The organism is Streptomyces sp. RP5T, from assembly GCF_003933965.1.
In the GTDB taxonomy this organism is placed as follows: domain Bacteria; phylum Actinomycetota; class Actinomycetes; order Streptomycetales; family Streptomycetaceae; genus Streptomyces.
On sequence record NZ_RSAJ01000019.1, the window covers coordinates 13,372 to 35,168 of the forward strand.

18 protein-coding genes and 1 riboswitch are annotated in these 21,797 nt (G+C 71.0%); of the genes, 10 read left to right on the forward strand and 8 right to left on the reverse strand.

The genetic code is table 11. The features are described 5' to 3' along the window. Positions 1 to 124 precede the first annotated feature (124 nt). The 3 genes from EHS43_RS03875 to EHS43_RS03885 all read left to right on the forward strand — a co-directional run bounded on the left by EHS43_RS03875 (position 125) and on the right by EHS43_RS03885 (position 2,976). Complete coding sequence (locus EHS43_RS03875) at positions 125 to 940, forward strand: ABC transporter ATP-binding protein (RefSeq protein WP_125189104.1); 816 nt, start codon at positions 125 to 127, stop codon at positions 938 to 940. Next, positions 930 to 1,808 carry an ABC transporter permease gene (locus EHS43_RS03880; protein WP_125189105.1) on the forward strand — a complete coding sequence of 293 codons (879 nt, stop codon included), beginning with the start codon at positions 930 to 932 and terminating at the stop codon, positions 1,806 to 1,808. The genes EHS43_RS03875 and EHS43_RS03880 overlap by 11 nt, the downstream gene beginning before the upstream one ends. Positions 1,809 to 1,905: 97 nt before the next feature. Continuing rightward, on the forward strand, positions 1,906 to 2,976 hold the full coding sequence (locus EHS43_RS03885) for an ABC transporter substrate-binding protein (protein ID WP_125189106.1): 1,071 nt from the start codon (positions 1,906 to 1,908) through the stop codon (positions 2,974 to 2,976). A gap of 15 nt (positions 2,977 to 2,991) precedes the next feature. Here EHS43_RS03885 and EHS43_RS03890 read toward each other — a convergent pair whose 3' ends face one another. From EHS43_RS03890 to EHS43_RS03905, 4 genes are all read right to left on the reverse strand, one after another. Then, a complete protein-coding gene (locus EHS43_RS03890) occupies positions 2,992 to 3,672 on the reverse strand; it encodes a response regulator (RefSeq protein ID WP_125189120.1) in 681 nt (226 codons plus the stop codon). Then, positions 3,672 to 5,339, reverse strand: a complete 1,668-nt coding sequence (locus EHS43_RS03895) for a sensor histidine kinase (protein WP_185806099.1) — start codon at positions 5,337 to 5,339, stop codon at positions 3,672 to 3,674. The genes EHS43_RS03890 and EHS43_RS03895 overlap by 1 nt, the downstream gene beginning before the upstream one ends. A 90-nt stretch (positions 5,340 to 5,429) precedes the next feature. Beyond that, positions 5,430 to 6,374, reverse strand: a complete 945-nt coding sequence (locus tag EHS43_RS03900) for a sucrase ferredoxin (RefSeq protein ID WP_125189108.1) — start codon at positions 6,372 to 6,374, stop codon at positions 5,430 to 5,432. Between the two features lie 52 nt (positions 6,375 to 6,426). Beyond that, positions 6,427 to 7,689, reverse strand: a complete 1,263-nt coding sequence (locus EHS43_RS03905; protein WP_125189109.1) for a citrate synthase — start codon at positions 7,687 to 7,689, stop codon at positions 6,427 to 6,429. A 112-nt stretch (positions 7,690 to 7,801) separates the two neighbouring features. On the opposite strand from EHS43_RS03905, the gene EHS43_RS03910 reads away from it, so the two are divergent. Further along, complete coding sequence (locus tag EHS43_RS03910; RefSeq protein WP_125189110.1) at positions 7,802 to 8,968, forward strand: citrate synthase/methylcitrate synthase; 1,167 nt, start codon at positions 7,802 to 7,804, stop codon at positions 8,966 to 8,968. Positions 8,969 to 9,259: 291 nt separating this feature from the next. Here EHS43_RS03910 and EHS43_RS03915 read toward each other — a convergent pair whose 3' ends face one another. Next, a complete protein-coding gene (locus EHS43_RS03915; protein ID WP_125189111.1) occupies positions 9,260 to 9,496 on the reverse strand; it encodes a hypothetical protein in 237 nt (78 codons plus the stop codon). A 281-nt stretch (positions 9,497 to 9,777) separates the two neighbouring features. Further along, positions 9,778 to 10,215, reverse strand: coding sequence for a DUF6082 family protein (locus EHS43_RS03920; protein WP_312023407.1), 438 nt, complete (start codon positions 10,213 to 10,215; stop codon positions 9,778 to 9,780). Between the two features lie 384 nt (positions 10,216 to 10,599). On the opposite strand from EHS43_RS03920, the gene EHS43_RS03925 reads away from it, so the two are divergent. Beyond that, on the forward strand, positions 10,600 to 11,676 hold the full coding sequence (locus tag EHS43_RS03925) for a GTP-binding protein (RefSeq protein WP_125189113.1): 1,077 nt from the start codon (positions 10,600 to 10,602) through the stop codon (positions 11,674 to 11,676). Here EHS43_RS03925 and EHS43_RS03930 read toward each other — a convergent pair. After that, positions 11,673 to 14,126 carry a DNA topoisomerase (ATP-hydrolyzing) subunit A gene (locus EHS43_RS03930; protein WP_125189114.1) on the reverse strand — a complete coding sequence of 818 codons (2,454 nt, stop codon included), beginning with the start codon at positions 14,124 to 14,126 and terminating at the stop codon, positions 11,673 to 11,675. The two genes, EHS43_RS03925 and EHS43_RS03930, sit on opposite strands and share 4 nt — an antisense overlap. A gap of 321 nt (positions 14,127 to 14,447) precedes the next feature. Between EHS43_RS03930 and EHS43_RS03935 the strand changes: the two genes are divergently transcribed. The 4 genes from EHS43_RS03935 to EHS43_RS03950 all read left to right on the forward strand — a co-directional run bounded on the left by EHS43_RS03935 (position 14,448) and on the right by EHS43_RS03950 (position 19,241). Continuing rightward, positions 14,448 to 15,845, forward strand: a complete 1,398-nt coding sequence (locus EHS43_RS03935) for a pitrilysin family protein (RefSeq protein WP_125189115.1) — start codon at positions 14,448 to 14,450, stop codon at positions 15,843 to 15,845. Further along, positions 15,842 to 17,230, forward strand: coding sequence for a pitrilysin family protein (locus EHS43_RS03940; protein WP_125189116.1), 1,389 nt, complete (start codon positions 15,842 to 15,844; stop codon positions 17,228 to 17,230). The genes EHS43_RS03935 and EHS43_RS03940 overlap by 4 nt, the downstream gene beginning before the upstream one ends. Before the next feature lie 195 nt (positions 17,231 to 17,425). Then, positions 17,426 to 17,588, forward strand: a riboswitch (cyclic di-AMP (ydaO/yuaA leader). Between the two features lie 13 nt (positions 17,589 to 17,601). Beyond that, positions 17,602 to 18,357, forward strand: coding sequence for a M23 family metallopeptidase (locus tag EHS43_RS03945; protein ID WP_125189117.1), 756 nt, complete (start codon positions 17,602 to 17,604; stop codon positions 18,355 to 18,357). Between the two features lie 188 nt (positions 18,358 to 18,545). Beyond that, complete coding sequence (locus EHS43_RS03950) at positions 18,546 to 19,241, forward strand: GntR family transcriptional regulator (protein ID WP_125189118.1); 696 nt, start codon at positions 18,546 to 18,548, stop codon at positions 19,239 to 19,241. 126 nt (positions 19,242 to 19,367) lie between these two features. Here EHS43_RS03950 and EHS43_RS03955 read toward each other — a convergent pair whose 3' ends face one another. Further along, a complete protein-coding gene (locus EHS43_RS03955; protein WP_125189119.1) occupies positions 19,368 to 19,649 on the reverse strand; it encodes an HPr family phosphocarrier protein in 282 nt (93 codons plus the stop codon). 198 nt (positions 19,650 to 19,847) lie between these two features. Here EHS43_RS03955 and EHS43_RS03965 point away from each other — a divergent pair. After that, the coding region (locus EHS43_RS03965) for a GNAT family N-acetyltransferase (protein ID WP_260470370.1) at positions 19,848 to 21,797 on the forward strand (1,950 nt) is incomplete at its 3' end.

The window sequence follows — 21,797 nt, forward strand, 5'->3', positions numbered from 1 at the left end:
CCGTGTTTCGGCTCCGCTGTTGTAGCGCGCGCAAAACGAGCACAACAGGCCGTTGCAGGCAAAAGAACGGCATGTGCCCAGAAGACTGATGCCGTGGCACAGGCCACATCTACCGTCCCCGGCCATGAGCGCAGACACCAGCCCCGCCATCGAACTGCGGGGCGCGAGCAAGACATTCCGGACCCCGTCGGGGGGTCTGCACACGGCTGTCAGGGGACTTGACCTCACGGTGGGGCGTGGGGAGTTCGTGGCGGTCGTAGGACCCACGGGCTGCGGCAAGTCGACCACGTTGACGCTGGTCAGCGGGTTGGAGGAGCCCTCCGAGGGCGAGGTTCTGGTCGTCGGGGAGCCGGTCAGGGGAGTCGGGGACAAGGTCGGTTTCGTCTTCCAGCAGGACGCCACCTTCCCTTGGCGCACGGTCCTGTCCAACGTCATGTCCGGCCCCCGCTTCCGCGGGGTGCCCAAGGCGGAGGCCAGGCAGAAGGCGCGGGAGTGGCTGGCCCGGGTCGGCCTCGCCGCGTTCGAGGACCGTTACCCCCACCAGCTCTCCGGCGGACAGCGCAAGCGGGTCGCGCTCGCCGCGACCTTCGTCAACGACCCCGAGATCCTGCTCATGGACGAGCCGTTCTCCGCGCTCGACGTGCAGACCCGGGCCCTGATGTCCGACGAACTCCTCGAACTGTGGGAGGGCACGGGCGCCTCCGTCGTCTTCGTCACCCATGACCTGGAGGAGTCCATCGCGCTGGCCGACAAGGTCGTCGTGATGACGGCCGGGCCCGCCACCGTAAAGCAGGTCTTCGAGATCGACCTGCCGCGGCCGCGCAAGGTCGAGTCGGTGCGCCTGGAGCCGCGGTTCATCGAGATCTACCGCGAGATCTGGCAGTCCCTCGGCGAAGAGGTCCGCATCACCCGCGAGAGGGGCGCCGCCCATGTCGCCTGACGTCATGCCCGAGGCCCAGGTCGCGCCGACCACGACCGAGCCCGGCAACAAGACCGACCGCGCGTACTCACGCGCGCGTGCCGCCCGCAGACGCAGGATCGTCGTCGGCGCCGCCCGGGTGCTCCTCCTGGTGGCCGTCCTGGGCCTGTGGGAGCTCCTCTCCCGGGCCGAGGTCATCGATCCCTTCAACTTCTCCATGCCCTCGAAGATCTGGGACCAGATCTGGACCTGGGTGACGCACGGCACCGCACTCGGCTCGCTGGGCGAACAGATCTGGTACACGCTCTACGAGGCGCTGCTGGGCTGGGTCGTCGGCGTGGCGGCCGGCGTGGTGTTCGGTATCGCGCTGGGCAGGATCACCTTGCTCGCCGACGTTCTTGGTCCATACATCAAGGTGCTCAACTCGATACCGAGGATCGTCCTTGCACCCATCTTCGTGATCTGGTTCGGACTCGGACCGGCCTCCAAGGTGGCCTCGGCCGTCGTCCTGGTCTTCTTCCCGGTCTTCTTCAACGCCTTCCAGGGCGCCCGCGAGGTCGACCGCAACCTGGTCGCCAACGCCCGCATCCTCGGCGCGAGCGACCGCAGGGTCACCTTCCAGGTCGTCATCCCGTCCGCGACCTCGTGGATCTTCACGAGCCTGCACGTCAGCTTCGGCTTCGCCCTCATCGGCGCGATCGTCGGCGAGTACATCGGCGCGACCAAGGGCATCGGCCTGCTCGTCGCCCAGTCGCAGGGCACCTTCAACGCGGCCGGTGTGTACGCCGCGATGGTCATCCTCGCCGTCGTCGCCCTCCTCGCCGAAGGGCTGCTCACCTTCGCCGAGCGCCGCATCTTCCGCTGGAAGCCGGCGCATTCCGACAGCTGAGGCCGGGGCGTCGTCGTCCACGGCGACCGCTCCGAGCCGAGCCCTCCCAGTTCTCCCCAGCCCTGCCCGCACCGCCCCTCACAAGGACGTGAACCCCATGCGCAAGACCGCCAGATACGCCTCCCTGGCCACCGCCGGCCTGCTCGCCCTCTCCTCGCTGACCGCCTGCGCCAACGACGCCGCCAGTTCCGCCTCGGCCGACTCCGGCAGCAAGGGCGACGGCAAGGGCACCAAGGTCAAGATCATGGTCGGTGGCCTCGACAAGGTCATCTACCTGCCCGCGATGCTGACCCAGCGGCTCGGCTACTTCGACTCCGAGGGACTCGACGTCGAGCTGCTCAGCGAGCCCGCCGGTGTCCAGGCCGAGACCGCGCTCGTCTCCGGCCAGGTCCAAGGAGCCGTCGGTTTCTACGACCACACGCTCGATCTGCAGGTCAAGGGCAAGGACGTGGAGTCGGTCGTGCAGTTCTCGCACGCGCCCGGTGAGGTGGAGATCGTCTCCAACAAGGCGGCGGGTGACATCACCTCGCCCAAGGACTTCAAGGGCAGGAAGCTCGGCGTCACGGGCCTCGGCTCCTCCACCGACTTCCTCACCAAGTACCTCGCCGTCAAGAACGGCGTGAAGGTCAGCGACTTCACCCCGGTCGCCGTGGGCGCGGGGCCGACCTTCATCTCGGCACTCCAGCAGGGCGCGATCGACGGCGGCATGACGACCGACCCCACCGTCGCGACGATCCTGGACAAGAAGGCCGGCAAGGTCCTCCTGGACATGCGTACGCCGCAGGGCTCGGAAGAGGCACTCGGCGGGCCGTATCCGTCGTCAAGCCTGTACATGCAGACGGACTGGGTCAACGGTCACAAGGACACCGTCCAGAAGTTGGCCAATGCATTCGTCAAGACGCTCAAGTGGATGTCCACCCACAGCGCCACCCAGATCGCCGACAAGATGCCCGCCGACTACTCGCAGGGCAACAAGCTGCTGTACGCCGTGGCCATCAAGAACACGCTGCCGATGTTCACCAAGGACGGTGTGATGCCGCAGAACGGTCCCGAGACCGTCGAGAAGGTCCTCAAGGCGTTCAACCCCAACATCCAGAACGCCGACGTCGACCTGGACAAGACGTACACGACGGAGTTCGTCGAGAAGGCCGCGCAGAGCGCCGGCTGAGTACGAGAAGCCTCCTCACACGCGGGTCGCCCACACGTAACGGTGTTCCGGGCGGCCCGCGTCGCCGTATTTGAGGGTGAGTCTGGCCCGTCCCGTGCGCTCCAGGAGCTTCAGATAGCGCTGGGCGGTCTGCCGGCTCACCCCTGTCCGGTCGGCGATCTCCTGGGCCGACAGGGGCCCCTCGGCGGTCATCAGGGACCTGCGGACGAGTTCCACCGTCGTCGGGGAGTGGCCCTTGGGCAGATCGGGCTCCGCCGGTGAGGAGAGAGCGCCGAAGATGCGGTCGACCTCCGCCTGTTCCGCCTCGCCGCCGCCGTCCAGGGTGCGCCGCAGCTCGGCATACGCCTCCAGCCTGGCCCTGAGGCCCGCGAACGCGAACGGCTTGACCAGGTACTGCAGCGCGCCATGGCGCATCGCCGCCTGCACGGTCGTCACGTCCCGGGCCGCCGTCACCATGATCACGTCGGTCTGGTGGCCGCGTCGGCGCATCTCCTGGACGACCGCGAGGCCCGTCTCGTCGGGCAGGTAGTGGTCCATGAGGACCAGGTCGACATGAGGGAGGCTCTCCAACTGGCGCAGCGCGTCGGCGGCACTGTGCGCCTCGCCCGCCACGTGGAAGCCGGGCACCTTCTCGACGTAGGCGGCGTTGACGCGCGCCACGCGGGTGTCGTCGTCCACGACCAGGACCTCGATCATCACGACTCCTCCTCGGTGGCCGCCTGCCGGGCGGTCGATGCGGTGAGCGCCGGCTGCGGCTCGGCCAGTGCGTCGGGCAGGACGACGGTGAACTGCGCCCCGCCGCCGTCGGCCTCGCCGACCGTTGCGCTGCCGCCCTGGCGTTCGGCGAGCTTGCGCACCAGGGAGAGGCCGAGGCCGCGTCCCCGGTGCGCGGGGGGCTCCTTGGTGGACCAGCCCTCGGTGAAGACCAGCTCCCGCTGCTCGACCGGGATTCCGGGCCCGGTGTCGCGCACTCTGAGAACCGCGGTACGGCCCTCCGCGCGCAGTTCGACCTCCACGCGCGCGTGCGGTGCGCCGCCGACGGCGTCCAGGGCATTGTCCACGAGGTTGCCGACGATCGTGACCAGACCGCTCGGGTCGACCAGCCGGTCCGGCAGCCGGGTCCCGTCGGAGATCCACAGGGCGACCCCGCGCTCGGCGGCCACGGTCGCCTTGCCCACCAGCAGCGCGGCGAGCAGCGGGTCCTCGATCTTCTCGGTGACCTGCTCCGCGGTGGCCCGGTGGTCGCCGACGACCTCTCCCACGAACTCCACGGCGTCGTCGTACATCTCCAGCTCCAGCAGCCCCAGGAGCGTGTGCATACGGTTGGCGTGCTCGTGGTCCTGTGCGCGCAGGGCGTCGATGAGACCGTGGGTCGAGTCGAGTTCCCGGCCGAGCTGCTCCAGCTCGGTGCGGTCGCGCAGGGTGGCGACGGCACCGCCGTCGTCGGTGGGCATGCGGTTGGCGACCAGCACCCGCTGGCCCCGCACGGTGACCAGATCGGTGCCCGTCACCCGTCCGGCCAGGACGTCGGCCGTACGGCCGTCCCCGAGCGCCTCGTCGGGGGAGCGCCCGACGGCCTCGTCGCCGATGCCCAGCAGACGCCTGGCCTCGTCGTTGAGCAGGCGGATCCGTCCGGCGCGGTCCAGCGCGACGACGCCTTCGCGGATGCCGTGCAGCATCGCCTCGCGCTCGGAAAGGAGCGCCGAGATGTCGGAGAAGGCCAGGTCGCGGGTCTGCCGCTGGACCCTGCGGGAGATGAGCCAGGCTGCCAGCGCGCCTACGGCGAGAGCCCCGCCGGCGTAGGCGAACAGGCCCGGGATCGCGTGGATCAGACGGGCGCGCACGCTGTCGTAGGCGATGCCGACGGAGACCGCTCCGACGATGTGGTGCCCGCTGTCGTACAGCGGCACCTTGCCGCGGGCGGTGCGGCCCAGCGTGCCGCTGTCGATCTGCATGATCTCCTTGCCGCCCAGGGCCTGGCCCGGGTCGGTCGAGACGATCCTGCCCACCTCGCTGCGGGTGGGGTGCGACCAGCGGACGCCTCGCCAGTCCATCACCACGACGTACTCGGCCCCGGTCGCCCTGCGGATCCTCTCGGCCTCCCGCTGGACGGGGCCGTCGGGCAGCGGGGGCGTGTCCTTTACCTGCTCGGCGATCTGCGACTCCGCGGCGGTGGTCTGGGCGATGGCCAGCGCCCGGCGCATCGCCTGGTCGTCCAGCTGGTTGCTCAGGGGCGCGAGGAACAGTCCGGTCGCGAGCACCGCCACTCCCGCGGCGATCGCCAACTGCATCAGAAGTACCTGCGAGAACACCCGGCGGGGCAGTCCGAGGCGCAGGCGGCGGGCGGGGGCAGTGCGGCTCATACCCATGACGGTACGGGCAGGCGCCGTATCCGCCGCAGGGGGTGTGGCATGGATCTCTTGATCAATGAGTTGACCGGACCGCGGGTCCGCTCAGCTCGCGAGCGCTGTCGACGTCCTCAGCTCGTGCAGCGCCACCACGTCCATCCGCGCGGGCGAGCCCAGCGCCGACGCCCCGCAGCTCTCCGGGCGGGGCGGCAGGGCGGCGGTCTGGGCCACCAGTACGCGCCAGTGACGGCCGTCGGCGTGCGCGACGGTCACCTCCCAGTGCGGGGCCGCGCCGTCCGTGCGCACGACCGTCAGGGCCTCGGCCGCGTATTCGCGCGCTGCCGTGCGGACGGCCAGCTCGGCCGCCTGCCCGGGGCGCTGCCAGGCGGAGTTGCCGCGGCACCCCTCGACCACGATCCGGCCCTCCTGGACGCCGTGGAGGACTTCCTTGACGGCATGGGCCTCGGCGCGGCCGTAGGCGTAGCCGTACGGCAGGACGAGCAGCGTCGGGGAGAACCGGTGACCACCCAGATGGGTGACCTCCCAGGCGCCCTCGACGCCCGAGGCGGCCAGTTCCGCGGCGAGCGGCCGGCCGAGGAGCGCGCAACAGCGGTCCCGCTTGCCGTTGGTGCAGACGAGCGCGAGCGGATCGCCGGTGTGGGGGCGTCCGCCGAGCGCCGCGCCGAAGCTGCTGTGGTCGCCACTGCCGAGGGCGGCGAGGTCCAGGTCGAGCAGGTCCCGCGGATCGCGGGTCGTCGCACTGTGCAGCCACACGTTGCCGGGCGCGGTGTGGGCGGCGTACACCTGCCGGGTGGTGGGTGTGCCGCTGTCGGCGTGCCGGCCGGGGCGGCGGATGAGCGCGATGCGCACGCCCGTGTCCTTCGCCGCGGCTTCCAGGGCGCGGCCCAGCGCCGGGTCCAGGTGGCTCGAAGTGAGCGCCTTGGCGCCCCAGGGACCGGGCTGTTCCAGCAGCAGCCAGGTCCGCGCGGTGGCCGCGGTTCCGGAAACGGGCTCGTCGAGGTCGTGCGAGACCGTTGAGCAGGTACTCACAGAGGTGAGCCTAACCTGACTCGGGGCGCGGCGACTTCCGGCCGCGCCCCTTTCAGCGCTCCGGCAGTGGTTGCGGCGGCTTGGGGCCCACATAGGTGCCGCTCGGACGCATGCGCAGCGGGCGTTCGCCGTACTCCTCCAGCGCGTGGGCGATCCAGCCCGCGGTACGGGCGACGGCGAAGATCGTCTCGCCGGCCGTGGCCGGCATCCCGGAGGAGACGGTGAGGACGGCGAGGGCCAGGTCCACGTTGGCGTGCAGGGGGGTGTGGCGGGCGGTGGTGGCCACGATGTCCCGGGCCGCGAGGAGGGCGGGCTCGGCGCGCGGGATCTCCTCCAGGAGAGCGAACAGGGCACGCGCGCGGGGGTCCTCGCCCGGGTAGAGCCGGTGGCCGAGGCCCGGGATACGGCGACCGGCCCGCAGCTCCTGCGCGATCACGGGGGCTGCGTCGCCGTGGTCGAGCACGTCGAGCAACAGCTTGTGGGCCAGTCCGCTGGCCGCGCCGTGCAACGGGCCCTCCAGGACGCCCAGTCCCGCGGAGACGGCCGCGTACGCATGCGCGCGTGCCGACGCGGCGACGCGTACCGCGAGGGTCGAGGCGGCGAGGTCGTGGTCGACGAGAAGGCCCAGTGCGGTGTCCAGGGCACGCAGGGACGCCTCGTCGGGCTTGCGCCCGCTTAGCCGTGTCCACAGCCGGGGCGCCAGCCGGACGTCGTCACGGCGGCGGTCGTGGAGCACGGGCGGCAGGGCGGCGACGAGCGTGGGGATGAGGGTCCGCGCGGTGCCGAGCACGGCTTCCTCGGAGAGGTCGAAGCGCACCGGGTCGGCCGCCGCGGCGGCGATCGCGGCGACGCGCAGCCGGTCGGTGGGACTCGTGTGCTCGGGCAGCGCGTCCACCGCGCGGCGGGCCGTGTCGACGGTGGCGTCGGGGGCGCTGAAGGTGACCCCGGGCCGCATGTGTCCGGTCCAGAGCCACTCCGCGATCTCTTCGTAGCAGTGACGCGCGGCGAGTTCGGTCGCGTCGACGCCCCGGAAGTAGTAGCGGTCCCGGTCGATGAGCGTGATGCGGGTCCGTACGGACAGTTCGCCGCCGGAGCCCGTACTCCCGGCGCTCTCCCGGCGGTTGCGCCGGGCCAGGGCCTCCACCTCCTTCGCGTCGAAGGTGCTGCCCCGGCCGCCGGGGACGCGTCGGCTGCTGAGCTGACCGCGGCTCACGTAGGCGTACACGGTCTCGGGCTTCACGCCCAGCAGCTCGGCGGCTTCCCTGGTGCTGAGCCGGTGTTCCGCGGGGCCGGGGAGGGGGGCTTGATCGCGCATAAGAGGTCACCGTATCCGCAGCCAGGTGGGTTGATTGATGTATATTGATTCAATCAATATTGACAGGGAATGAGTCAACCATGGACAGTCTAATCAAGTCCAGGGAGGAATCATGTCGGTCAACAGGTCCGCAACCACACTCGTCGACGTACCGCGCGGACTCGCCGGAGTCGTCGTCACCGACACCGAGGTGGGGGATGTCCGGGGGCGCGAGGGGTTCTATCACTACCGCCAGTACTCGGCCGTCGAACTCGCCCGGACCCGCGGCTTCGAGGACGTCTGGCATCTCCTGATCCACGGCGAACTGCCGGACGCCGGACAGGCCGCGGCGTTCCGTGCCGAGACCGCGGGGCTGCGGCGGCTGCCGGAGGAGGTGCGGGCGGCGCTGCCGGCGATCGCGGCGGCGAGCGGGGGATGGGGGCCGCTGGCCGGGATGCGCTCCGCGCTGTCGCTGCTCGGTGCGGCGAAGGGGTTCCGGCCGGTCTACGACATCGACCCGGACGAGCGGCGCCGGGACACGCTCGTGGCGGCCGCGGCGGTGCCGACGTTGCTCACCGCGTTGCACCGGCTGGGCAAGGGGCTCGCGCCGGTGGAGCCGCGGGAGGACCTCTCGTACGCGGCCAACTACCTGTACATGCTGACGGGTTCGGAGCCGGAACCGCAGCGGGCCCGGGCCGTCGAGCAGTACTTGATCTCAACCATTGATCACGGCTTCAATGCATCAACCTTCACGGCGCGGGTCATCGCGTCGACGGGGGCGGATGTGGTGGCGTGTCTCGTGGGGGCGGTAGGTGCCTTGTCGGGGCCCTTGCACGGGGGAGCGCCGAGCCGGGCGCTGGACACCCTGGACGCGATCGGCACGCCCGACCGTATCGATTCCTGGATCCGTGAGCGGGTGCTCGCCGGGGAGCGGATCATGGGATTCGGTCATGCGGTCTACCGCACGGAGGACCCGCGTTCCCGGATGCTCCGGGAGGTGGCCCAGCGGTTCGGCGGAGCCCGGGTGGACTTCGCCGTCGAGGTGGAACGCCAGGTGGAGGCGATCCTGGCCGAGTTGAAGCCGGGGCGGGAGCTGCACACCAACGTCGAGTTCTACGCGGGCGTGGTCATGGAGCTGTGCGGGCTGCCGCGCGAGATGTTCACGCCCACGTTCGCGGCCGCTCGGGTGGTGGGGTGGAGCGCGAACATCCTCGAACAGGCGGCGGACTCGAAGATCATCCGGCCGGTGGCGCGGTATGTGGGGGCCGAGGCGCCGGTGGCGGTGCCTCAAGTGGCCTGACCCGCGCCGATGGTCCGGCACCGGAATGGTGCCGGACCCGGTTGGCCGCCGCTCAGCGAGGTTCGCCGGTTCTGCCGAGGCGTCGCAGGATCCGGGTCGGTAATCCCGGACGTGGAGTCGAGGCGCGCTCCTCAGGAGTTGCCTCCGCGGGTGGCATCACCACACCGCTGCCCGAGTGTTCCTGATGGGGACGGGACTTGAGCGCGGCCACCAGACCTGTGACAGCGGTGACAATCGCGGCACCCGAACTGACGAGTGCGGCCGCCTGCTCGATGTCAGCCATGAGCCCGTCTAGACGTCCGGGATGTCGGTCTTGGCCCGCACCAGGGTCTCGCGGGTGATGACCACGATCCGTTCATAGTCGGCTCGTGCGGCGTCGGAAGGGAGCTCCGAATCGAGTTCCGCGGTGGCTTCGCGCCCGATGACAGCGAAGTCGCCGTTGCTGAGCTCGAAGATGTCGGGGCAGGTCGAGCCAGTGGCGCTGCCGCGCTCGCGAGGAGAAGCCCCGACACGTCGCACGATTTTCACGAAGAGGTACCGCCTTCTTACGGGCTGGGAGAGGGGGTGTGACCTCCCGGCCGGCGGCCTCCGGACAGGTGTGTCGGAGCTGACTTCCTCCGAGCAAGGGGTGTTCGCCGGAGCGCGCCCGGCGAGGGGCCAGCGACAACCTACCGCTCTCCGGAGCGTCTGGTGCGCCAGTTGTCACAGGCGTTGGGGTGAACTCTCGCAATGCCTCTTGACCGTTTCGGGCATACCGTACGGGTGCCGCAAGGACGTGGGGGCCGGCGGAGTCGATTGTCGTAGCGCCGCTACTCGTCCGGAAGTTCGCCGACGACCCACCATTGATCGGTCTCCGCCTCGGCGAGCTCCTGGATGAGTTCGTCCGTCATCCGCCCCAGGGCGGACTCCTCCGAGGTGTCGGGCAGGCTCTTGCGGTGGTGACGAGTTGCCTCCCAGTAGTCGCGGAACACCTGGTTCTGGCACATCACGCGCAGGTGACCGTACAACTCCGTCTTCGAGAGGGCGCCGACGCGGTAGTAGTACAGGGCGTTGATGTAGAGCGCGTTGGCGAAGAGGAACTGGCGCTGTTTCTCCAGAGGGATGTCGGTCTCGTAGGTGTCGAGAACCGCAGCCAGGGCCGGATCGTCCATCGCTTTGCACAGCAGGTCGAAGTGGAGCCTGTGCTGCTCGGCGAGTGTGGCTCGCCTGTGCTGCCGCTGACCTGGGGCCGAGACCGACTGGATCACGGCTGCGACCCCCGCTTTGACAGCGGATCCGATCCTCCGTACCGCAGAGCTCTGTGTGGCCATGTAATCCCCGATTCAAACGGCCGTCCGCCGGTCGTCGGGGTGCGGGTCGACTGATGGGGACCGGCGAGCGGTGGGCGGCGCTTGCCGTCTCCCAGGGTGCCGAGCGGCTCTGATCGGCGGGGGAGGCGGAGAGGAGGCGCACGGAGGGAAGCGAGGGTCGCACGAACCGGCGCCTTGCCCAACGTCTGCCCCGCAAGTGCTGCTAACAATCGTTCACTTCGAGGGGATTGTTCCGGCTCGTATCCTGGTCCGGCATTTTCACCCCGTCCGTGCGCCGGGACCGCGATCCGGTGTACGCAGCAGCGCGAAAGAGGTCGTACGTTGAGTCAGCCGAGCGGGAGCCCCCGGCAGATCCCGGTCGTCGTGCTCGCCGGATTCCTGGGGTCCGGCAAGACCACGCTCCTCAATCATCTCCTCCATCGCAGCGGCGGCAGCCGGATCGGTGCCGTGGTCAACGACTTCGGTGCCATCGAGATCGACGCCATGGCCGTCGCCGGCGCGCTCGGCGACTCGACCGTCTCCCTCGGGAACGGCTGCCTGTGCTGCGCGGTCGACGTCAGTGAGCTCGACGGGTACCTCGCCAGGCTCGCCCGTCCCGACGCCGGGATCGACGTCATCGTCATCGAGGCCAGCGGACTCGCCGAGCCGCAGGAACTCGTCCGCATGGTGCTCGCCAGCGAGCAGCCCGACATCGTCTACGGCGGTCTCGTCGAGGTCGTCGACGCGGCCGAGTTCGACGACACCCGTGCCAAGCACCCCGAGCTCGACCGGCATCTCGCCCTCGCCGACCTCGTCGTGGTCAACAAGCTCGACCGGGCGGCCGACGCCGAGCGCGTCCTCGCGCTGGTCCACCGACTCGTCGACCGCGCCGCCGTCGTCCCCGCCAGCTACGGCCGCATCGACCCGGAGTTCCTCTTCGACTGCCGTCCCGGCGAGGAGCGCGTCGGACAGCTCTCCTTCGACGACCTGCACACCCCCGACGGACCCGAGGGCCACGACCACGCGGGGCATCTGCACGCCGCCTACGACAGCCTGTCCTTCACCTCGGACACGCCCCTCGACCCCCGCCGCCTCATGGGCTTCCTCGACAGCCGGCCCGAAGGGCTGTACCGGATCAAGGGGTACGTCGGCTTCGGGCCGTACGACGTCCGCAACCGGTACGCCGTACATGCCGTGGGACGGTTCCTGCGGTTCTACCCGGAGCCCTGGCCGCCCGGGGAACCCCGTCTCACCCAGCTCGTCCTCATCGGCTCCGGCATCGACACCCCCGCCCTCGGCAAGGAGCTGGAGGCGTGCAAGGCGGATCAGCGGGACGCCCCGCACGCCGACGAGGCCGGCATGTGGGGCGTCCTGCGATACGTGCGGGGGACCGAGGAGGAACCCGGGGAACCGGCCTAGACCGGGCCCGCCACCACCGACACCGTCTTCGCCAGCGACACGCCCGAGCCGTCGCGGCGCGGGTCCATCTCCGGGAGGTCGGCCGGGGTGCCGTTCTTCTGCGCGGCGCGAGCCGGGACGGCGCCCGCCCAGGCCAGGGACAGGCAGTCCTCGCCCTTGAGGAACCGCTGGCAGCGGACGCCGCCCGTGGCGCGGCCCTTGCGCGGGTACTGGTCGAACGGCGTCAGCTTGGCCGTCGTCTGGACGGAGTCGTCGAGCGTGCCGCGCGAGCCGGCGACCGTGAAGACGACCGCGTCCGCCGCCGGGTCCACCGCCGTGAAGGAGATGACCTTCGCGCCCTCGGCGAGCTTGATGCCCGTCATACCGCCCGCGGGACGGCCCTGCGGGCGGACCTGGGAAGCCTGGTAGCGCAGGAGCTGGGCGTCGTCGGTGATGAAGACCAGGTCCTCGTCGCCGGTGCGCAGTTCCACCGCGCCGACGATCCGGTCGCCCTCCTTGAGCGTGATGACCTCCAACTCGTCCTTGTTGGACGGATAGTCGGGGACCACACGCTTGACGACACCCTGTTCGGTGCCGAGGGCCAGGCCGGGCGAGGACTCGTCCAGCGTGGTGAGGCAGACCAGCGTCTCGCCGTCCTCCAGGGAGAGGAACTCGGTCAGCGGCGCACCGCCCGCCAGGTTCGCGGCGGTCTCCGGGAGCTGCGGCAGGTCGATCACGTTCAGTCGCAGGAGACGGCCGGACGACGTCACCGCGCCGACCTCGCCCCGCGCGGTGGCCGGCACCGCGGAGACGATCACGTCGTGCTTGACACGCTTGCCGCCGGGCTCCTCCGCGAGCGGCTCGCCGTTCGCCGTACGGGCCAGCAGCCCGGTCGAGGACAGCAGCACCCGGCACGGGTCGTCCGCCACTTGGAGCGGTACGGCGGCCACGGGGGCCGTGGCGCCGGCCTCCAGCAGGACCGTGCGCCGCTCGGTGCCGTACTTCTTGGCGACCGCGGCCAGTTCGGCGGAGACCAGCTTGCGCAGCTCGGCGTCCGACTCCAGGATCCGGGTCAGCTCCGCGATCTCCGCGTTGAGCCGGTCCTGCTCCGACTCCAGCTCGATGCGGTCGAACCGGGTCAGGCGCCGCAGGGGCGTGTCCAGGATGTACTGCGTCTGGATCTCGCTCAGCGAGAAGCGCTCGATCAGGCGCTCCTTCGCCTGCGCGGAGTTGTCGCTGGAGCGGATGATCCGGATGACCTCGTCGATGTCGACCAGGGCGGTGAGCAGGCCCTCGACCAGGTGCAGCCGGTCGCGACGCTTGGTGCGGCGGAACTCGCTGCGCCGGCGCACCACTTCGAAGCGGTGGTCGAGGTAGACCTCCAGGAGCTCCTTGAGGCCGAGCGTGAGGGGCTGCCCGTCCACCAGCGCCACGTTGTTGACGCCGAAGGACTCCTCCATCGGCGTCAGCTTGTAGAGCTGCTCCAGGACCGCCTCCGGCACGAAGCCGTTCTTGATCTCGATGACCAGGCGCAGGCCGTGGGCGCGGTCGGTGAGGTCCTTGACGTCGGCGATGCCCTGGAGCTTCTTCGCGCCGACCAGGTCCTTGATCTTGGCGATGACCTTCTCCGGGCCGACCGTGAAGGGCAGCTCGGTGACGACCAGGCCCTTACGGCGGGCGGTGACCGTCTCCACCGACACCGTCGCGCGGATCTTGAAGGTGCCGCGGCCCGTCTCGTAGGCGTCCCGGATGCCCGAGAGGCCGACGATCCGGCCACCGGTGGGCAGGTCGGGGCCCGGGATGTGCTTCATCAGGGCGTCCAGATCCGCGTTCGGGTAGCGGATCAGGTGGCGGGCGGCCGCGATGACCTCGGTGAGGTTGTGCGGCGCCATGTTGGTGGCCATGCCGACCGCGATGCCGGAGGCGCCGTTCACCAGGAGGTTGGGGAAGGCGGCGGGCAGCGCGCCCGGCTCCTGCTCCTGGCCGTCGTAGTTCGGGGCGAAGTCGACGGTGTCCTCGTCGATGGACTCCGTCATGAGGCTGGCGGCCTCGGCCGCGCGGCACTCGGTGTACCGCATGGCGGCCGGCGGGTCGTCGTTGCCCAGCGAACCGAAGTTGCCGTGGCCGTCGATCAGCGGCACGCTCATCGAGAAGGGCTGGGCCATGCGCACGAGGGCGTCGTAGATCGACGCGTCGCCGTGCGGGTGCAGCTTGCCCATGACCTCGCCGACGACGCGGGCGCACTTCACATAGCCGCGGTCGGGGCGCAGGCCCATCTCGTTCATCTGGTAGACGATGCGCCGGTGCACCGGCTTGAGGCCGTCGCGGGCGTCGGGGAGCGCGCGGGAGTAGATGACCGAGTACGCGTACTCGAGGTACGAGCCCTTCATCTCGTCCACGACGTCGATGTCGAGGATCCGCTCCTCGTACGAGTCGTCGGGCGGCGGGGTCTTCGTGCTGCGGCGGGCCATCGCTGCCGGCTCCTCTTTTCTGGTCGCTCGCCTACGGGTCGCTCACGTCGGCCCTTTGGCTCACTCTTGCTGAAGCGTGAACGGGATCTGACGCGGACCATTGTGGACCGCGGCACTGACAGTCCGGGCAGGGCCCGGACGAGCCGTCCGGCCCGGGGGACCGCACAGCGCCTCCCTCACGGTTGCCCGCAGGCTACGCGATCCGCTGTGGGCGTACGCGCTCCGGGAACTTCGCCGAGGGTCCGCACGCTTGCATACAGTGGCAGGACCGGCAGGAAAACCGCGGTTTCCACGACCGCGACCGCGATCGAAGGGACGTACATGCCCATGGGTCACACGGCCACAGACCAGGCAGGCACCGGGGGCCTGACAGCGACCGAGCACCGCCTGGCCAACGGCCTGCGCGTGGTGCTCTCCGAGGACCACCTGACCCCGGTCGCGGCGGTGTGCCTCTGGTACGACGTCGGCTCGCGCCACGAGGTCAAGGGGCGTACCGGCCTGGCTCACCTTTTCGAGCACCTGATGTTCCAGGGCTCGAAGCAGGTGCACGGCAACGGGCACTTCGAGCTCGTACAGGGCGCGGGCGGTTCGCTCAACGGCACCACGAGCTTCGAGCGCACCAACTACTTCGAGACCATGCCGACCCATCAGCTGGAGCTCGCGCTCTGGCTGGAGGCCGACCGCATGGGCTCCCTGCTGGCCGCCCTCGACGACGAGTCGATGGAGAACCAGCGCGACGTCGTCAAGAACGAGCGCAGGCAGCGCTACGACAACGTCCCCTACGGCACCGCCTTCGAGAAGCTCACCGCGCTCGCCTACCCGGAGGGCCACCCCTACCACCACACCCCGATCGGTTCGATGGCCGATCTGGACGCGGCCACCCTGGAGGACGCGCGCGCGTTCTTCCGCACGTACTACGCGCCCAACAACGCCGTCCTGTCGGTCGTCGGCGACATCGACCCGGAGCAGACGCTCGCCTGGGTCGAGAAGTACTTCGGCTCCATCCCCTCGCACGACGGCAAGCCCGCCCCCCGCGACGGCTCCCTGCCCGAGATCATCGGCGAGCAGCTGCGCGAGGTCGTCGAGGAGGAGGTGCCCGCGCGCGCGTTGATGGCCGCCTACCGGCTGCCGCACGACGGCACCCGCGAGGCGGACGCGGCCGACCTCGCCCTCACCGTCCTCGGCGGCGGCGAGTCCTCCCGCCTCTACAACCGGCTCGTACGGCGCGACCGTACGGCCGTCGCGGCCGGCTTCGGACTGCTGCGCCTGGCCGGCGCGCCCTCCCTGGGCTGGCTCGACGTGAAGACCTCCGGTGACGTCGAGGTGCCGGTCATCGAGGCCGCGATCGACGAGGAGCTCGCCCGGTTCGCCGCGGAGGGCCCGACCGCCGAGGAAATGGAGCGCGCCCAGGCTCAGTTGGAGCGCGAGTGGCTGGACCGGCTCGGCACCGTCGCGGGCCGCGCCGACGAACTGTGCCGCTACGCCGTCCTGTTCGGCGACCCCCAGCTCGCCCTGACCGCCGTGCAGCGCGTCCTGGAGGTGAGCGCCGAGGACGTCCAGGCGGTCGCCCAGGCCAGGCTGCGGCCCGACAACCGCGCGGTGCTCGTCTACGAGCCCACCGCCCCCGCCGAGATCGCCGACAGTGCCGAGGACGCCGCCGAGGACCCGCAGTCCGCGGCGACCGTAGAAGCCACCGAGAACGAGGAGGCGGCCAAGTGACCGAGCTCGCCGCGATGGAATTCCACCCGCAGCCGCAGGCCGGCGAGCCCAAGGTCTGGGCCTTCCCCGCCCCCGAGCGCGGGACGCTCGACAACGGCCTGACCCTCCTGCGCTGCCACCGCCCCGGCCAGCAGGTCGTCGCCGTCGAGGTGCTCCTGGACGCGCCCCTGGAGGCCGAGCCGGCCGGCCTGGACGGCGTCGCCACGATCATGGCGCGCGCCTTCTCCGAGGGCACCGACAAGCACTCCGCCGAGGAGTTCGCCGCCGAGCTGGAGCGCTGCGGCGCCACCCTCGACGCGCACGCCGACCACCCGGGCGTCCGCCTCAGCCTCGAAGTGCCCGCCTCCCGTCTCGCCAAGGCCCTCGGGCTGCTGGCCGACGCGCTCAGGGCGCCCGCGTTCGCGGACAGCGAGGTCGAGCGCCTCGTCCGCAACCGCCTGGACGAGATCCCGCACGAGCTGGCCAACCCGTCCCGCCGCGCCGCCAAGGAGCTCTCCAAGGAGCTGTTCCCGGCGGACTCGCGCATGTCGCGCCCGCGCCAGGGCACCGAGGAGACCGTCGAGACCATCGACTCCGCGGCCGTACGCGCCTTCTACGAGAAGCACGTGCGCCCCGCCACCGCGACCGCCGTGGTCGTCGGCGACCTCACCGGCATCGACCTGGACGCGCTGCTCGCCGACACGCTCGGCTCCTGGACCGGCTCGCAGGCCCAGTCGCGCCCGGTGCCGCCGGTGACCGCCGACGACACCGGCCGGGTCGTCATCGTGGACCGCCCCGGCGCCGTCCAGACGCAGCTGCTCATCGGCCGTATCGGCGCCGACCGGCACGCACGCGTGTGGCCCGCGCAGGTGCTCGGCACGTACTGCCTCGGCGGCACCCTCACCTCCCGCCTGGACCGCGTCCTGCGCGAGGAGAAGGGCTACACCTACGGCGTACGGTCGTTCGGGCAGGTCCTCAGGTCCGCGCCGGACGGCTCGGGCGCCGCGATGCTCGCCATCAGCGGCTCCGTGGACACCCCGAACACCGGCCCCGCGCTGGACGACCTGTGGAAGGTGCTGCGCACGCTCGCCGAGGGCGGCCTCACCGACGCCGAGCGCGATGTCGCCGTGCAGAACCTCGTCGGGGTGGCGCCGCTCAAGTACGAGACGGCCGCCGCCGTCGCGAGCACGCTGGCCGACCAGGTCGAGCAGCACCTGCCCGACGACTACCAGGCGACCCTGTACCAGCAGCTCGCCGCGACCGGCACCGTCGAGGCCACCGCCGCCGTCGTGAACGCCTTCCCGGTGGACCGTCTGGTGACGATCCTGGTCGGCGACGCGGCCGCCATCAAGGAGCCCGTCGAGGCCCTCGGCATCGGCGAGGTCAAGGTCGTGAGCGCCGAGTAGTCAACGGCACGCGCGTGGAGGGGCCCTGGTGACGACCGTGTCACCAGGGCCCCTCGATGTCCGAATTGGGTGGGAGGTTGCCTGTCTGCCCTGTGGGATGCGCTACAAACCCCCTGATCCGTTTGGGTCTTGAAAGCCGCCCCGCTTAGCGTCTTCCGGGCTGTCCGTCAGGCACTGCGCCGCGTCCGCGGCACCGGACAGTCATCGCCGAGTCCCCGTACGGCGCGAGCCAGGGGAGCCGGGGACCCACCACACGTCCCTGGGGTGAATCGGACGCCCGCGCACCGCGAGGGGGTCCGTAGGAGACCTTCCTGCTCCGAACCCGTCAGCTAACCCGGTAGGCGAGAAGGAAGGAAAGGACCAGCCACCACATGGCGTTCACCTGCGCCACCGGGAAGCACCGTCGTCCCAGCCGCATCAAGCGCACCACCGCCCGTGCGGCCGGTGTCGCGGCCCTCGCCACCACCGGCGTCATCGGCACCATCGCCACCCCGGCGCTCGCCGCCGACAACTCCGTCGAGCAGACCGGCCTCATGCCCGTCGTCTCCGTCGACGGCGACTCCCTCGCGGACCAGCTCGACGCCCAGGCCGAGGCCCAGGCGCAGGCCGCCGCGCAGAAGAAGGCGGCCGCCGAGGCCAAGCGCAAGGCCGAGGCGCGCGCCAAGGAGATACGCGAGGCCAAGGAGCGCGCCGCCCGTGCGGCCGAGCGCAGGCGCCTCAACGCCTTCGTCGCCCCGATCTCCGGCTCCTACATCTCCACCGGCTATCAGAGCAGCAGCTCCCTGTGGTCCTCCGGCAGCCACACCGGTGTCGACTTCCACGCCGCCAGCGGTACCTCCGTGCACGCGGTCGGCCGCGGCACCGTCGTCGAGGCCGGCTGGGGCGGCTCCTACGGCAACAACGTCGTGATCAGGATGGCCGACGGCACCTACACCCAGTACGGTCACCTGTCGTCCATCGGCGTCTCGGTCGGCCAGTCGGTCACTCCCGGCCAGCAGATCGGGCTGTCCGGCGCGACCGGCAACGTCACCGGACCGCACCTGCACTTCGAGGCGCGCACCACCCCCGAGTACGGCTCGGACATCGACCCCGTCGCCTATCTGCGCTCGCACGGCGTGAACGTCTGACGACCCGAAGCGCGATCCCCGCGAGACCCCGGCTCCCCGAGCCGGGGTTTCGTCGTTTCCAGCGCCCCGTTGTCCAAAAAATATCCCTGGATTCCGGTCCGCCGTCGGAAATTCCCGCTCATTGCAATAGAGTCACTGAACACACGTCAATCGGCGACGTTTCACGGGGATTAAGACGGAGGTCGGACATGCGTATTCCGGCGCACTCGGTATGCACGGCGATCCGGGACGACATCGTCGCCGGTGTCCACGAGCGCGGGAGCCGGCTCACCGAGGAACTGCTCGCCCGCCGCTACGGCGTCTCCCGCGTCCCCGTCCGCGAGGCCCTGCGCACCCTGGAGGCCGAGGGCTTCGTGGTGACGCGGCGGCACGCGGGCGCGTGCGTGGCCGAACCGACCGAGCAGGAGGGCGCCGACCTCCTGGAGATGCGCATGCTCCTCGAACCGCTCGGCGCCTCCCGGGCCGCCCAGCGGCGCACCGAGGCCCATCTGAAGGTGCTGCGCGGCCTGGTCAGGCTGGGCCAGGAGCGGGCCAGGCGGGGCAACAGCGACGATCTGCGCTCCCTGGGGGGCTGGTTCCACGAGACACTCGCGCAGGCCTCCGGCAGCCCCGCGCTGACCTCGATGCTGACCCAGCTGCGGCACAAGATCGCCTGGATGTACGCCGTGGACGCGCCGGCCGACCCCGTGGAGTCCTGGGCGGAGCACGGGGCGATCGTGGACGCGGTGGCCCGCGGGGACGCCGAGCGCGCGCGGGCGATCACCGCGGTGCACACCGAGCGCTCGGGGGCGGCGCACCGGCTGCGATTCACCTCCGGGCAGGACCGCTCGGACCGTGTGAGGACCTCGCAACATCCTGTAAACGTGACAGGCGTCCGGCATTAACACGGGCACCGTATACAAAGAGGGAGTAATTCGGGGGCGTTATTTCCGCTGCCCGTGAAAGGGAAATGCGAAGGGCCCGCCCGATAATTCGGACGAGCCCCTCGGTGCTTTTCGGTGCAGCCGTGCTCAGACGGTCTCGGGAAGCTCCTCGAGTCCCTCGGCGACCAGCTTCGCGAGCCGGTCGAGGGCCACCTCCGCGCCCTCGGCGTCGGAGGCGAGGACGATCTCCTCGCCGCCCTGGGCACCCAGGCCCAGCACGGCCAGCATGGAGGCCGCGTTGACGGGGTTGCCGTCGGCCTTGGCGATCGTCACCGGGATACCTGCGGCCGTGGCGGCCCGGACGAAGATGGAAGCGGGGCGGGCGTGGAGGCCCTCGGCCCAGCCGACGTTGACGCGGCGCTCAGCCATGTGATGCTGCCCTTCGGTGTTCAGGGTTGTCTAGACCAGTTTCCCACACGTGAAGTGTCTCCGGACAGGACCAGGAGTCCCTCCGGGGTGAGACGTCGGACCGCGGCCTCGGCCCGACTTTTCGTCCCTGTGCGTTCTCGCGCGTTCTCCACAGACTGCCTCGCGCCGTTGTCGTACGCGAGCCGTACTCTGGGGCCCATGCAGAGCGCGTCGGACCGGCACGAGTACCCCGCCCACTGGGAGGCCGACGTGGTGCTGCGCGACGGCGGCACCGCGCGCATCAGGCCCATCACCGTCGACGACGCCGATCGCCTGGTCAGCTTCTACGAGCAGGTCTCGGACGAGTCGAAGTACTACCGCTTCTTCGCGCCCTACCCTCGCCTGTCCGCCAAGGACGTCCACCGCTTCACGCACCACGACTTTGTGGACCGGGTGGGACTCGCCGCCACGGTCGGCGGCGAGTTCATCGCCACCGTACGCTACGACCGCATCGGCGCCGACGGCATGCCCGCCTCCGCCCCCGCCGACGAGGCCGAGGTCGCCTTCCTCGTGCAGGACGCCCACCAGGGGCGGGGCGTGGCCTCCGCGCTCCTCGAACACATCGGGGCCGTCGCCCGTGAGCGCGGCATCCGCCGCTTCGCCGCCGAGGTGCTGCCCGCCAACGTCAAGATGATCAAGGTGTTCACCGACGCCGGGTACACCCAGAAGCGCAGCTTCGAGGACGGCGTCGTACGCCTGGAGTTCGACCTGGAGCCCACCGACCGCTCGCTCGCCGTGCAGTACGCGCGCGAGCAGCGCGCCGAGTCGCGGTCCGTGCAGCGACTGCTGACCCCCGGCTCCGTGGCCGTCGTAGGCGTCGGCCGCACCCCCGGCGGCGTGGGCCGCAGCGTGCTCGGCAACATCCGGGACTACGGCTTCAACGGCCGCCTGTACGCGGTGAACAAGGCGTTCACCGAGGAGCAGAAGGAGCTCGACGGCGTCCCCGCGCACCGCTCGGTGCGCGACATCGACGGCCCCGTCGACCTCGCGGTCGTCGCCGTCCCCGCCGAGCAGGTCCCCGAGGTCGTCGCCGAGTGCGGGGCCCACGGCGTGCAGGGACTCGTGGTGCTCTCCGCCGGGTACGCCGAGAGCGGCCCCGAAGGACGCGAGCGCCAGCGTGAACTCGTGCGGCACGCACGCGCGTACGGCATGCGGATCATCGGCCCGAACGCCTTCGGCATCATCAACACCTCCCCGGACGTCCGGCTCAACGCCTCACTGGCCCCCGAGACCCCCCGCCCCGGCCGGATCGGCCTGTTCGCCCAGTCCGGAGCCATCGGCATCGCCCTGCTCTCCCGGCTGCACCGGCGCGGCGGCGGCGTCACCGGCGTGACCGGCGTCTCCACCTTCGTCTCCGCCGGCAACCGCGCGGACGTCTCCGGCAACGACGTCCTGCAGTACTGGTACGACGACCCGGACACCGACGTCGTCCTCATGTACCTGGAGTCCATCGGCAACCCCCGCAAGTTCACCCGCCTCGCCCGGCGCACGGCGGCGGCGAAGCCCCTGGTCGTCGTGCAGGGCTCGGGAACCGCCCCGCAGGGCCACGCCGTCCGCGCCACGCGCCTGCCGCACGCCACGGTGTCCGCGCTGCTCCGGCAGGCCGGAGTGATCCGCGTCGACACCATCACCGAACTCGTGGACACCGGCCTGCTGCTCGCCCGCCAGCCGCTGCCCACCGGACCCAGGGTGGCCATCCTCGGCAACTCCGAGTCGCTGGGCCTGCTCACCTACGACGCGTGCGTGGCCGAGGGGCTGCGGCCCTCGACCCCGCTGGACCTGACCACCGCGGCCACGCCGGCGGACTTCCACGCGGCCCTCGCGCGGGCGCTCGCCGACGACGCGTACGACGCGGTGATCGTGACGGCCATCCCGGCGGTCGGCGAGGGATCCGCGGGCGACGCCGCCCTCGCCGAGGCGCTCAGGTCCGCGGCCGAGCAGGTGCCCGGCAAGCCGGTCCTCGTGGTCCACGTCGAGCTCGGCGGCCTCGCGGAGGCCCTGTCGGCCGCGACCAGCACCGCGCCCCAGGCCGCCGCGGGCCCGCCGAAGATCCGCGCCGACCATCCGTTCCGCGCCCTGGACCGGCTGCGCGCCGCACCTGCCCCCGGC